We start from the raw sequence: 12,773 nt of genomic DNA, 5'->3' as shown, positions 1-12,773 counted from the left end.
AGGCATCCCTACATTATTTTCTGGCTAGACACGCTACTCCTTGCCGCGCCAGCACTCAACAGGCGCCAAGCCCCAGTTGCAGGGCCGAGAGTCCGACCTGTTGCCAGGCCCACCAAAGCAACGCCAGCACCACGGTGCCGGTCAACAAAGCAGCAAGCAGCGGCCAGGCGCGATTCACGCCACACCACCTTGAGGCTGCAACCGGGCCACCGGCTGCTCGCGCACCGGCCAGTTCAGGGCGGCAGCCATCAGGCTGAGCAGAATCGAAACCTGCCAGATCACATCGTAACTCCCGGTATGGTCATACACGAGGCCGCCCAGCCAGCCACCTAGGAAGGCGCCCAACTGGTGGAACAGGAAAACAATACCACCGAGCATCGACAGATTGCGCACGCCGAACAGCGTCGCCACCGTACCGTTGGTCAGCGGCACCGTGGACAGCCACAACAGGCCCATCGCCACGCCAAACAGATAGGCTGTGGTCTGGCTCAAAGGAACCCAGAGGAACAGCACTATAACCACGGCTCGCAGCAGATACAGCGTCGTCAGCAGACGCGGCTTGGACATACGCCCACCGAGCCAGCCAGCCGTATAGGTACCGAAGATATTGAACAGCCCGATCAGCGCCAGCACCGTGGTCCCGACCTTGGCCGGCAAATGCTGATCCACCAGATACGCGGGCAAGTGAACCCCGATGAACACCACCTGGAAACCACAGACGAAAAAACCCAGGGCCAGCAGCCAGAAGCCGGAGTGCGAACAGGCTTCGCGCAGGGCTTCGCGCAGTGTCTGTTCATTGCCGAGCGAGGCAACCGGGTGGTCCTTGAGCATGCCCACCAGTGGCAGGATAAAGGCCACCATCACGCCCAATACCAGCAAGGCACTCGACCAGCCCAGCCAGCCGATCAGCCCCAATGTACCGGGCAGCATGGCGAACTGGCCGAACGAACCGGCGGCACTGGCGATCCCCATGCCCATGCTGCGTTTCTCGGCAGGCAAGGCGCGTCCGACGACGCCGAGGATGACCGAAAACGATGTTCCGGACAGGCCGATGCCAATCAGGATACCGGCACTCAGGGAAAGACTCGCCGGGCTATCGGCCATGCTCATGCACATCAGGCCCACGGCATACAGCACGCCGCCGATAAACACGACCCTGGCCGCGCCGAAGCGATCCGCCAGTGCACCGGCAAACGGCTGCGCCAGGCCCCACATGAGGTTCTGCAGGGCAATGGCAAAGGCGAACACCTCGCGGCCCCAGCCGAAATCGGCGCTCATGGGCGCCAGAAACAGACCGAAACCATGCCGCGTCCCGAGGGACAGCGCCAGGATCAACGCACTGCCGAGTAAAATCCAACCGCTGGTACGCCAGACCGATGTCATTGTTTTTATTCCCTGTGAGGCTCGACGGCCAAATTGCGTGGATATACCCGCAAATAATTACAACGCGAAATTACGCCTCGCAGGCACAGGATGTCAATCAAGGAAAATACCGGGCCTCTTCGCGAATGAATTCGCCCCCCACCAAGACAGGGGAAGCCTGGCTTGCCTGTGACAACAATCGTTCAGACGATGAATTACAGGGTGATTGCCAGCGCCAGCAGGACTGCCAGTTCCAGCAACTCCAGCAACGCTCCGGCGGTGTCGCCGGTGGTGCCGCCCAGCCGGCGCAGCATCAAGTGGCGCAGCCAGAAGAAGCTGCCGGTTGCGACCAGCAATGCAATCAGTCCAGCCCATCCGGCCAGCATGACGCAAGCGCCCGCGCTGAGCAGCAGTACCCAGCGGGCGCTATGGCGCGGTAAATGATCGGCCAATGCCTGGCCCAATCCGCCTGCCCGGACATAAGGGGTAGTGAGGAACAGCCCCAGCATGGCGCTACGCCCGATCAATGGAGCCAGCAACAACGCGATGCTGTTGTGGGTTTCGATCAAGGCCAGGATCGCGGTGAATTTGAGCAGCAGCACCAGAACCAGCGTCACCACGGCAATCGGCCCGCTGCGCGGATCCTTCATGATGCTCAGGGTGCGCTCACGGTCGCCAAAACCGCCCAGCCAGGCATCGGCGCTGTCTGCCAGGCCGTCCAGATGCAAACCGCCACTGAGCAACACCCAGGCCGTCAGCAGCAAGGCCGCATGCAGCAGGAGCGGCGTGCCGTCGAGCACCGCGTTCAAACCCAGCAACAGCGAACCGAACAGCACACCCACCAGCGGGTAGAACAGCAATGAACGACCCAGTTCCCGAGGCTCGGGCATGCCCGGCAAACGAATCGGCAGGCTGCCGAGAAATTGCAGGGCGATCCAGAACGGCAACATCTCAGGCCTCCGTCAACACGCCGCCAGTGGCGACCTTGATGCTCAACAACGCGCCGTGGCCCACCACGACCTGCAGCAACTGCTCGCGAGGCAGCCCCCGCGCCTGGGCCAGCAACAGACGCATCACTCCGCCATGACTGACCAGCAACAGCCGCTCGCCGGCATAGCGCGACTGCAACGCTTGCACCGCGCCCAGGACCCGCGCCGAAAAGTCCGCCACCCGCTCACCGTTGGGCGGCGTAAAAGCGTAGGGATCGTCCCAGAAATGTCCCAGCCCTGCAGCGTCGGTTTCCATCAACTGCGCTGCGCTACGTCCTTCCCAGTCGCCGAAATGCAGCTCCTGCAAACCAGGCTCCAGATGCAGCGGCAGCTCAAGCCGCTCGGCCAGTTCCTCGCTGAAGCGGGCGCAACGCTGCAAGGGCGAACTGATGATCCGCTGCCATGGCCCGGCCTGCGCAACAGCTTCGCGCATCTGCTGCCAGCCGGTCGCGGTCAAGGCATCGTCGAGGCTGCCGCGCATGCCGCCGCCCAGTTCGGTTTCACCATGACGCAGCAGATCCAGATGCAAGGTCATGCCGGACGATCCGCCACCGCCGCTTCGGCAAAAGTCGCCATGCCGTTGTGCAGTTCACAGGCCAGCCGCACCAGCGGCACCGCCAGGGCTGCGCCGCTGCCTTCACCCAGGCGCAAACCCAGGTCCAGCAGCGGTTCAGCCTGCAAAGCCTCCAGCAGATGGCGATGTCCAGGCTCCGCGCCGCGATGACCGAACAGCAGCCAGTCGCGGCAGGACGGGTTAAGACGCACCGCCACCAGTGCGGCCACGCTGCAGATGAAACCATCCACCAGCACCGCGATGCCTTCCTGGGCACAGGCCAGATAAGCCCCAACCAGCGCGGCAATCTCGAAGCCCCCCAGACAGAACAGGCTGTGCAGCGGATCACCCGCCTGCTCAGCATGCAGCGCCAACGCCCGCTCGATGACTTCGCTCTTGTGCCGGACGCCTTCGGCGTTCAGGCCAGTGCCGGGTCCGACCAGCAATTGCACTGCGCACTCCAGCAACGAACAGGCGACCGCACTGGCTGCAGTGGTATTGCCAATCCCCATCTCGCCGCCAATGAACAGTTCGCTGCCTGCCGCCTTGGCGCGCAGCACACTGTCACGCCCGGCCTGCATCGCCGCCAGGCCCTGCTCGACAGTCATTGCCGGGCCATGGGCGAAATTGGCAGTGCCCGCACCGATGCGCAAATGCCGCACACCGGGAAAGTCCACGGGCGAGACGGTGCCCAGGTCCACCACATCCAGTTGCGCCGACAGTTGCCGGGCCAGCACGCTGATCGCCGCACCACCGTTGACGAAGTTATGCAGCATCTGCCCGGTCACTTCCTGCGGATAAGCCGAAACGCCCTCCGCCACCACTCCGTGATCACCGGCAAAGATCGCGATCCACAACTGGTCGGCCTGGGGCTTGACCCGGCCCTGCAAACCGGCGAGCTGTACCGCCAGACGCTCCAGTTGCGCCAGGGAACCGGCCGGCTTGGTCAATTGCTGCTGACGGGCCAGCGCGGCTTCGCGCATCGGCACATCAATGGCCCGGGCAGGCTTGAGCCACCAGGAAATATTCATAGTGCGGTTCCTTTCAAAGTCAGGGGCAAGCCGGCAACGGTCAACACCACGCGCTGGCAACGTTCGGCCAAGGCTTGATGCAACAAACCCGCTTCATCGACATAGCGGCGGGTCAGCTCACCCAGCGGCACCACGCCCAACCCGGTTTCGTTACTGACAAAAATGATTTCGCCCGGCAAATCGCCCAGGCACTGCAGCAACGCCTCGCGCTCTTGAGCCAGACGCTCGGGAGCGTCGAGCATCAACAGATTGGTCAGCCACAGGGTCAGGCAATCCACCAGCAGACAGTGCCCGGCAGCAGCGTTTTCACGCAGGACCCGCGCCAGCTCGACCGGCTCTTCGACCAGCCCCCAACTGTCGGGGCGACGTTGCCGGTGACTGGCCACGCGCTGACTCATCTCGCCGTCGAGCGGCTGGCTGGTGGCAATATAAATGACCTGCAACGCCGATTCCGCCGCCAGCCTTTCAGCCAGGCGACTCTTGCCGGAGCGGGCACCGCCGAGGATCAATTGCAGCATTTCAACGCGCCTCCAGGCCGCACAGCTCGCGCAGCAACGGGCCATCCAGATGCTTTTCCACCAGATCGGCCAGACGCTCGATATCCCGCTCGCGCAGCGCGTGATAATCGACCTGTTGCACATCGTGCAAACCCGCCCAGCGCAGCAATGCGCTACAGGCCGCAGGCGACTCGAACAGACCATGCAGGTAAGTGCCGAAAATCTGCCCGTCAAGGCTTTGCGCGCCGTCACAACGACCATCGTCCAGATGCACGGCGGCATTTTCCAGTGCTGCGCCGCTGGTCACACCGGCATGGATTTCATAGCCGCTGACTGCGGCATCTTCCAGCGCCAGGCGCCCGCGCACATTGCGCAACTGTTTCTCGGCTTCCAGCACCGTGCTCATCGGCAGCAGCCCAAGGCCAGGGCTGGAACCCGCCGCGCCTTCAAGACCCAGCGGATCGTGCAACTGCTCACCCAGCATCTGCAGGCCGCCGCAAATGCCCAGCAGCTTGCCGCCATAACGCAGGTGCCGGGCAATCGCCGTGTCCCAGCCATTGGCGCGCAGATAAGTCAGGTCGCTGCGCACGCTTTTCGAGCCCGGCAGGATGATCAGGTCAGCGGGAGGTACCGGCTGGCCGGGGCCGATGAACTGCAGGTTGACCTGCGGATGCAGGCGCAGCGGATCGAAATCAGTATGGTTGCTGATGCGCGGCAGGACCGGCACCACGACATTGAGCACCTGCTCGACCTTGTCGGTCTGGCGTTGATCCAGGCCATCCTCGGCCTCCAGATGCAAGTCCATCACATACGGCAATACGCCCACCACCGGCTTGCCGGTGCGTTGCTCAAGCCAGTCCAGGCCGGGTTGCAGCAGTGCAATGTCGCCACGAAACCGGTTGATCACAAAACCCCTGATCCGCGCCTGCTCGCTGGGCGACAGCAACTCCAGCGTCCCGACCAGATGCGCGAACACCCCGCCGCGGTTGATATCGGCAACCAGCAACACCGGGCAGTCCACCGCTTCGGCAAAGCCCATGTTGGCGATGTCGTTGGCGCGCAGGTTGATCTCTGCGGGCGAACCGGCGCCTTCGACCATGATCACCGGATACGTCTCACCCAAGCGCTGATGCGACGCCAGCACCGCCTGCATGGCGATCTCTTTATAGCCGTGATACGCCACCGCATTCATGGTGGTGACGGCGCGGCCATGAATGATGACCTGCGCGCCGGTATCGCTGTTGGGTTTGAGCAGCACCGGATTCATGTCGGTATGCGGTTCCAGCCCGCAAGCCTGGGCCTGTACCGCCTGGGCGCGACCGATTTCCCCGCCGTCGGCCGTCACCGCGCTGTTGAGCGCCATGTTCTGCGGCTTGAACGGCACCACCTTGATGCCCTGCCGGGTCAGCCAGCGACACAAAGCCGTCACCAGCGTGCTCTTGCCGGCATCGGAAGTCGTGCCTTGCACCATCAATGTGGTCATGGGTGTTCCTTGCGGTATTCCAGCAGTACATTTTCCAGGCGCAGCCAATCGGCTTCGTCACAAGGCAGGCCAAAGCGCAGGCTGGCGCCCGAACCTTCATCTGCGAACAGGCGCAGCAACACACCGCGCCGCGCACAAAACTCATAAAGGGCTGGCGCCTGTCCGCTAACTACCCACTGGAACAGCGCACAGCCGCCCTGCGGACTCAGGCCGTGATTGCCCAGCAGGGTCGCCAGACGCTGGCTGGCCTGTTCGCAGCGCACGCGTTGCCGGGCATGACCGGCACGGTCTTCCAGGCACACCTGGCCCAGAATCCGTGTCGGCCCGCTGACCGCCCACGGGCCGATTTCCGCTGCCAGCGACTTGAGCAGGCCCGTTTCAGCCAGCACAAAGCCCAGTCGTACACCGGCCAGACCGAAGAACTTGCCGAACGAACGCAACACGATCAGGCCGGTACGCCAGCTTTCAGCCGCAAGGCTCAGGCCCGGCGTGTTGTCCATGAACGCTTCATCGACCACCAGCCAGCCACCGCGCTCGACCAGCCGGGCATGCCATTCCAGCAAACGCTGTGTGGTCAGGTGCAGGCCGGTGGGATTGTTCGGGTTGACCACGACCAGCACGTCGAGACTGTCGAGGAAGTGTTCCACTTCATGCTCGCGCACTTCGCGTACCAGAAATCCGCTCTTGCGCCAGGCATGAGCGTGCTCGGCATAGCACGGCGACAAGACCCCGACCCGGCACGCACTGCGTATCCGTGGCAACGCCTGGATTGCCGCCTGCGAGCCGGGCACCGGCAACAGATGAGGCACGCCGTAATAGGCGCAGGCCGCGGCTTCCAGACCATCGTCGGTTTCCGGCAAACGCGCCCAGGCTTGCGGCGCAATCTCGGGAATCGGCCACGCCCAGGGCGCAATGCCGGTCGACAGGTCGAGCCAGTCGGCCCGCTCGATAGCGTAATGCTGCGCTGCGGCGCGCAGGCGACCACCGTGCTCAAGCATAGAATTCGGCTCCGATACAGAGAACCAGCAACCACAACCAGACGCCACGCTGCACCAGTTGCCAGCCACGATCGATCGAGTCGGCATCGGCCGCTGCGCCTTCGCCCAGTTGCGGACGCTGATGCACTTCGCCGTGATAGATCGCTGCACCACCCAGTTCAACACCCAGCGCGCCTGCACCTGCAGCCATCACCGGCCCGGCATTGGGGCTGTCCCAGGTTGGGCCTTGAGTACGCCAGCAGCGCAAGGCCAATCGGGTCTTGCCCAGCACCGCGTAGGTCAATGCCACCAGACGTGCCGGAATGTAATTGAGCAGATCGTCGATTCTTGCCGCGGCCCAGCCGAAACGCTCGAAGCGTTCGTTGCGATAGCCCCACATGGCGTCCAGCGTATTGCTCAGGCGATACAACACCACGCCCGGGGCACCAGCCACGGCAAACCAGAACAGCGCGGCAAACACTGCATCGCTGCCGTTTTCCAGCACCGATTCGGTGGCCGCCCGGGCGACTTCGGTTTCGTCCAGTTCGGTAGTCTGGCGACTGACCAGATACCCGACGCGCCGCCGCGCTTCTTCCAGATTGCCAGAGCGCAGGGCCTGGGCCACCGGCTGTACATGTTCGCCAAGGCTGCGCATGCCCAGCGCGCAATACAGCGCGAGGATTTCCACCAGCCAGCCGACATAAGGCAGCCAGCTCAGAATGGTAGCCAGCAGGGTCAAGGGCACTACCGCCAGAAACCAGGCCGTGACGCCGTGGCTGCGCCAGCCGCGACCGCCGGAATTGAAACGCTGTTCGATCCGGTCGGCCAGACGACCGAACGCTACCAGCGGATGTGAGCGTTTCGGCTCGCCAAGCAACGCATCCAGCGCCACTGCGGCAACGCTCAACAGCGCCACACTCATGGACTCACTCCCCATTGGTTTTCGTACAGCAATTCATTGAGTGGCCGCGCCTGCGCCCAACCTTCCAGCACCAGCATCGGTGCCGGGTAAAATTCCTCGACCGGTCCCAGGCACAGAATCGCCAGCGGCTTGGCGCCTTCAGGCATGCCCAGCAGGCAGGCCAGCTCAACCGGATCGAACAGCGATACCCAGCCCATGCCCAGCCCTTCGGCCCGCGAAGCCAGCCACAGGTTCTGGATCGCACAGGACAAGGAAGCCATGTCCATTTCCGGCAAGGTCCGCCTGCCGAAAATATGCTTCTCGCGGTCGTCCATCAGCGCTGCTACCAGCACTTCGGCGCAATCGCTGATGCCTTCGACCTTGAGCTTCATGAACTCATCGGCACGCTCGCCCAGCGCTTCAGCGGTACGCACCCGCTCCGCTTCCACCTGCTGCTGCATCTGCGCCCGCAACGCCGGGTCGCTGATGCGGATGAAACGCCAGGGCTGCATCAGGCCGACACTGGGCGCCTGATGAGCGGCTTCGAGCAAGCGTGCGAGCAGTTCCGGCGCCACGCTGCCGCCACTGAAGTGGCGCATGTCGCGCCGCTCGGCAATCGCCCGATACACCGCAGCCCGCTCCTGGGGATTGAACGCCTGGTCGGTCATGGTTTGAACAGCGCCGCAATCGCCTGGGGACTGGAAGGGAAATAGAAGTGCACGTAGGAAGCCGTCAGGCGTCCATCGCGATACACCGCCTCGGCACCTCGCCCGCCATTGGGGCTGACGCCACGGGCAATCGGTTGTAAATCGGTGCTGGTCAAAGAATGGTGATAGGTGTGCCCGCGCAGCAAGCCTTCAGGCAACTCCACCGCTTGCAGAGCGAGTGCCGCCAGACGCTTTTGCATCACCGCCTCGCCGCTCAGCAGGCCCACCAGTGCTGCACGCTGGCCTTCGACATCGGTCAGGGCATCGAGCAGATACAGCATGCCGCCGCATTCGGCCAGAATCGGCTTGTCGGCCTGATGATGGGCACGAATTGCCGTCAGCATCGAAACGTTTTCGCTCAGGGCGACATGGTGCAACTCGGGATAGCCACCGGGCAGATACAGGCTGTCGGCCTCGGGCAACCGGCTATCGCGGATCGGCGAGAAGAACGACAGTTCAGCGCCCATGGCCCGCAGCAGGTCAAGGCTCGCGCCATAGGCAAAGGCAAAGGCTTCGTCACGGGCCACGGCAATGCGCACCCCGGCCAGACTGCGCTCGACGGACACCGGGTCCGGCGCATTGAAGGTCACCGCTGGCGGCAAGGCCACTTCGCAGGTGCTGGCCAGCGCCTCGGCAGCCGCATCCAGCCGCAGGTCCAGATCGTTCAGTTCGCTGGCCTGCACCAACCCCAGATGCCGGCTTGGCAATTCGATACCGGTTTCCCGGGACAGCGCGCCGTACCAGCGCAAGCCTTCAGTAAGGCTGCCTTCCAGCAACTGCGCGTGACGCACGGTGCCAACCCGGTTGGCCAGCACCCCGGCAAACGGCAGATCCGGCTGATAACGCGCCAGCCCCAGCGCCAGGGCGCCGAAAGTCTGGGCCATGGCGGTGCCATCGATCACGCCCAGCACCGGCACGCCAAAGTGGCGGGCCAGATCGGCACTCGATGGCGTGCCGTCGAACAGGCCCATCACTCCCTCGATCAGGATCAGGTCCGCCTCATCGGCAGCTTCCCACAGCAGGCGACGGCTTTCGTCGGCGCCCACCATCCACAGATCCAGCTGATAGACCGGCGCACCGCTGGCGCGCTCCAGAATCATCGGGTCCAGAAAGTCAGGCCCGCACTTGAATACCCGGACCTTGCGGCCCTGATTGCGGTGCAGGCGTGCCAGCGCAGCGGTGACCGTGGTCTTGCCCTGCCCGGAGGCGGGCGCGGCAATCAATACTGCCGGGCAATGACGCGGCGCTCTCATACAGGGTTACTCACAACTCAATGCCTTTTTGCGCACGAATGCCGGCCTGGAACGCATGCTTGACCACGCCGATCTCGGAAACGGTATCGGACAGGTCGATCAATTCGGGTTTGGCGCCACGCCCGGTCACCACCACATGCTGCATGGGCGGACGGGCCTGCAGGTCGCTCAACACTTGCTCCAGATCCAGATAACCGTGCTTGAGAGCGATGTTCAGCTCATCAAGGATCACCAGACCGATGCTCGGGTCACGAAGCATTTCCCGGGACACTTCCCAGGCGGCTTCGGCGGCCGCGATATCGCGCTGACGGTCCTGGGTTTCCCAGGTGAAGCCTTCGCCCATCACGTGATAACGCACCTGCTCGGGAAAACGCCGGAAGAACAGTTCTTCACCGGTGCTGTTGCGGCCCTTGATGAACTGCACCACGCCGCACTGCATGTCATGGCCCATGGCACGGGCCAGCATGCCGAATGCCGAGCTGCTCTTGCCCTTGCCATTGCCGGTCAGGACCAGCAGCAGGCCACATTCATTGGGTGAGCTGGCAATACGCTCGTCCATTACCGCCTTCTTGCGCTGCATACGCGCCAGATGACGTTCGTCACGTTCGGGGGATTCGTTCATCTCAGCTCTCCGCTTGAGGGCACGCGAAAGCAGACGGAAGGACAGCACTGGACAGCACGGCAAGGCCCTGCGCAGAGCATCGCCCGCCGTGATGCTTGTTGAGTGGATCAGGCCGGTCTCCGGGCTCATGAGCAGGCATCTGCCTGATCTGCGCGCCTTCCCGTGAGTAAAAACACAGTGGCATCCAGCGCAGACTTGACTCATTTACCGTTGCGGGGGCAGCGCCGGGATCGGAGTTATCGCCCTCCTCACCGGCTTCCCTGTTTCACTCTGCCAATCAAGGATTGCAAAGCACCTGAAACAAACCGCGAAGGGTAGAGGGTTGGGCTGGGAGCGTCAATCGACACAACAGGATTGAACCTCGGCAATTCAGGTGTCTCCTATCCTTTGACTGACCACTGACCGCTATGGAGATCGGCATGTTCACACTCAGACCACGGCTTGCCCTGCTGCTTCTGGTTGCAGGAGGCCTTGCTGCCTGCGGCGAATCATCGACCCTGCAGGTTGCAGACGGTACCGGCCCGTCACCCAGGCTGCCGGAGCCGAACAAGACCCTGATCCCTACCGTCAACATCGCCCCCGCCGTGGGCTGGGAAAAGAATGCCAAACCGGTCGCCGCGCCGGGCACTCAGGTTGCGGCGTTTGCCGAAGGCCTGGATCACCCGCGCTGGCTGTATGTGCTGCCCAATGGCGACGTGCTGGTCGCGGAAACCAACTCACCGCCCAAGCCTGACGACTCCAAAGGCGTGCGCGGCTGGATCGCCGATAAAATCATGAGCCGCGCCGGTGCCGGCGTGCCCAGCGCCAACCGTATCAGCCTGCTGCGCGATGCAGACCACGACGGCATTGCCGAGACACGCACGGCTTTCCTGGAAAACCTCAACTCGCCATTCGGCATGACCCTGGTGGGCAACAAGCTGTATGTGGCCGATACCGACCGTCTGATCAGCTTCCCCTATGAGACTGGCCAGACCGCCATCAGCGCCCAGCCGACCAAGGTGGTCGACCTGCCCGGCGGGACGCTCAATCACCACTGGACCAAGAACGTGATTGCCAGCAAGGACGGCAGCAAGCTGTACGTGACGGTCGGCTCCAACAGCAACGTGGGCGAAAACGGCATGGATCAGGAACAGGGTCGTGCGGCGATCTGGGAAGTGGATGCCGCGAGCGGCAAACACCGGATTTTCGCCTCGGGCCTGCGCAATCCCAACGGCATGGACTGGGAACCTGATACCGGCAAGTTGTGGACGGCGGTCAACGAGCGTGACGAGATCGGCAGCGACCTGGTACCGGACTACGTCACCTCGGTACAGGATGGCGGTTTCTATGGCTGGCCCTATAGCTACTATGGCCAGCATGTGGATGAGCGGGTCAAACCGCAGAACCCGGAACTGGTCGCCAAGGCCATCGCTCCCGATTACGCGGTCGGCCCGCACACTGCATCGCTGGGTCTGGTCTTCGCCGACGGCAAGACCCTTGCGGCACCGTTCAACGAAGGCCTGTTCATCGGCCAGCACGGTTCATGGAACCGCAAGCCACACAGCGGCTATAAAGTGGTGTTCATTCCGTTCAGCGGCGGCAAACCCAACGGTGCCCCGATCGACGTGCTGAGCGGTTTCCTGAGCAAGGATGAAAAAGCCCAGGGCCGCCCGGTAGGCGTGGTCAATGACCAGCATGGCGGGCTGTTGGTGGCTGATGATGTGGGCAACAAGATCTGGCGGGTGACGTCAGTGAAGTAAGCATCTCACCTGTGGGAGCGGATTCATCCGCGAAGCTGGTTCGCGAATGAATTCACTCCTGCAGAGTGGTGATTACTGCTGGATATTCTGCGCCAGATTCGAGGGCTGGATCACGCGCTTGGCGTTGAGATAGGCCTTTTGCCAATACGGCTTGTCGAGACTGTCCAGCTTCACCGTGCCACCGGTTGCCGGTGCGTGCACGAAGCGCCCTTCTCCGACATAAATCCCCGCGTGGGAAACCTGCGAGCCGCCAGAAGTGGCGAAGAACACCAGATCACCGGACTGCAGTTGTTCACGCCCGACATTCGGCGCGCCCATCACAATCATGTCGCGGGTAGAGCGCGGCAACGAGATACCGGCCGCATCGCGATAGACATAGCCGATCAAACCGCTGCAATCGAACCCTGAATCAGGCGTGTTGCCGCCCCAGCGATAAGGCGTACCAACCAGCCCGAGCGCACGGAACAGCACGTCTTCGGCAGCCTGGGAGAGAACCTGCGGGGGAGCATAAACCGTCGGACGCTGAACGACCCGAGGCTGAGGAGGCGGTGAGCTGGCACAAGCACCCAGCAACACGGCGAGGGAAATGACCGCCAGACGTAACGTAATCGACATAACCACGACAACCTGATCTGGATGCGGCCTTACGCTGCCGAGAA

At 63.1% G+C, this 12,773-nt stretch carries 14 protein-coding genes and 1 riboswitch; of the genes, 1 reads left to right on the top strand and 13 read right to left on the bottom strand.

Annotated elements, in window-relative coordinates; translation table 11 throughout:
* Window positions 1–55 precede the first annotated feature (55 nt).
* The 12 genes from ALQ04_RS27240 to cobO all read right to left on the bottom strand — a co-directional run bounded on the left by ALQ04_RS27240 (window position 56) and on the right by cobO (window position 10,375).
* A complete protein-coding gene (locus tag ALQ04_RS27240) occupies window positions 56–178 on the bottom strand; it encodes a hypothetical protein (protein ID WP_259644984.1) in 123 nt (40 codons plus the stop codon).
* Entirely contained in the window at window positions 175–1,383 is a 1,209-nt protein-coding gene (locus ALQ04_RS10500; protein WP_122315692.1) for an MFS transporter, read from the bottom strand. Before ALQ04_RS10500 ends, ALQ04_RS27240 begins: the two co-directional genes overlap by 4 nt.
* Window positions 1,384–1,577: 194 nt before the next feature.
* The gene (locus tag ALQ04_RS10495) at window positions 1,578–2,312 is read right to left on the bottom strand and encodes an adenosylcobinamide-GDP ribazoletransferase (RefSeq protein ID WP_122315691.1); all 735 of its coding nucleotides are present in this window, start codon (window positions 2,310–2,312) and stop codon (window positions 1,578–1,580) included.
* A gap of 1 nt (window position 2,313) precedes the next feature.
* Window positions 2,314–2,886, bottom strand: a complete 573-nt coding sequence (gene cobC, locus ALQ04_RS10490; protein ID WP_122315690.1) for an alpha-ribazole phosphatase family protein — start codon at window positions 2,884–2,886, stop codon at window positions 2,314–2,316.
* Window positions 2,883–3,935: a nicotinate-nucleotide--dimethylbenzimidazole phosphoribosyltransferase gene (gene cobT, locus ALQ04_RS10485; RefSeq protein WP_122315689.1), complete on the bottom strand. Its 1,053-nt coding sequence runs from the start codon at window positions 3,933–3,935 to the stop codon at window positions 2,883–2,885. Before cobT ends, cobC begins: the two co-directional genes overlap by 4 nt.
* Complete coding sequence (gene cobU, locus ALQ04_RS10480; RefSeq protein WP_122315688.1) at window positions 3,932–4,453, bottom strand: bifunctional adenosylcobinamide kinase/adenosylcobinamide-phosphate guanylyltransferase; 522 nt, start codon at window positions 4,451–4,453, stop codon at window positions 3,932–3,934. The genes cobT and cobU overlap by 4 nt, the downstream gene beginning before the upstream one ends.
* A gap of 1 nt (window position 4,454) precedes the next feature.
* Window positions 4,455–5,915: a cobyric acid synthase gene (locus tag ALQ04_RS10475; protein WP_122315687.1), complete on the bottom strand. Its 1,461-nt coding sequence runs from the start codon at window positions 5,913–5,915 to the stop codon at window positions 4,455–4,457.
* On the bottom strand, window positions 5,912–6,913 hold the full coding sequence (gene cobD / locus ALQ04_RS10470) for a threonine-phosphate decarboxylase CobD (RefSeq protein ID WP_122315686.1): 1,002 nt from the start codon (window positions 6,911–6,913) through the stop codon (window positions 5,912–5,914). Before cobD ends, ALQ04_RS10475 begins: the two co-directional genes overlap by 4 nt.
* Window positions 6,906–7,814 (bottom strand): adenosylcobinamide-phosphate synthase CbiB, encoded by a 909-nt coding sequence (gene cbiB / locus ALQ04_RS10465; RefSeq protein WP_122315685.1) that lies wholly within the window; start codon window positions 7,812–7,814, stop codon window positions 6,906–6,908. The genes cobD and cbiB overlap by 8 nt, the downstream gene beginning before the upstream one ends.
* Window positions 7,811–8,461 carry a 5,6-dimethylbenzimidazole synthase gene (gene bluB, locus ALQ04_RS10460; protein WP_122315684.1) on the bottom strand — a complete coding sequence of 217 codons (651 nt, stop codon included), beginning with the start codon at window positions 8,459–8,461 and terminating at the stop codon, window positions 7,811–7,813. The genes cbiB and bluB overlap by 4 nt, the downstream gene beginning before the upstream one ends.
* The gene (locus tag ALQ04_RS10455) at window positions 8,458–9,753 is read right to left on the bottom strand and encodes a cobyrinate a,c-diamide synthase (RefSeq protein ID WP_122315683.1); all 1,296 of its coding nucleotides are present in this window, start codon (window positions 9,751–9,753) and stop codon (window positions 8,458–8,460) included. The genes bluB and ALQ04_RS10455 overlap by 4 nt, the downstream gene beginning before the upstream one ends.
* 10 nt (window positions 9,754–9,763) lie before the next feature.
* The gene (gene cobO / locus ALQ04_RS10450; RefSeq protein ID WP_122315682.1) at window positions 9,764–10,375 is read right to left on the bottom strand and encodes a cob(I)yrinic acid a,c-diamide adenosyltransferase; all 612 of its coding nucleotides are present in this window, start codon (window positions 10,373–10,375) and stop codon (window positions 9,764–9,766) included.
* Between the two features lie 92 nt (window positions 10,376–10,467).
* Window positions 10,468–10,689, bottom strand: a riboswitch (cobalamin riboswitch).
* 105 nt (window positions 10,690–10,794) lie between these two features.
* On the opposite strand from cobO, the gene ALQ04_RS10445 reads away from it, so the two are divergent.
* On the top strand, window positions 10,795–12,114 hold the full coding sequence (locus tag ALQ04_RS10445; protein WP_122315681.1) for a sorbosone dehydrogenase family protein: 1,320 nt from the start codon (window positions 10,795–10,797) through the stop codon (window positions 12,112–12,114).
* A gap of 72 nt (window positions 12,115–12,186) precedes the next feature.
* Here the strand turns inward: ALQ04_RS10445 and ALQ04_RS10440 are convergent, their stop codons facing one another.
* A complete protein-coding gene (locus ALQ04_RS10440; RefSeq protein WP_122315680.1) occupies window positions 12,187–12,729 on the bottom strand; it encodes a C40 family peptidase in 543 nt (180 codons plus the stop codon).
* Between the last annotated feature and the right edge of the window lie 44 nt (window positions 12,730–12,773).

It is taken from the genome of Pseudomonas cichorii, assembly GCF_003700275.1.
Taxonomy (GTDB): domain Bacteria; phylum Pseudomonadota; class Gammaproteobacteria; order Pseudomonadales; family Pseudomonadaceae; genus Aquipseudomonas; species Aquipseudomonas cichorii_B.
The sequence above is the reverse complement of the archived record's forward strand: the minus strand, read 5'-3'. Positions and strand labels throughout refer to the sequence as shown.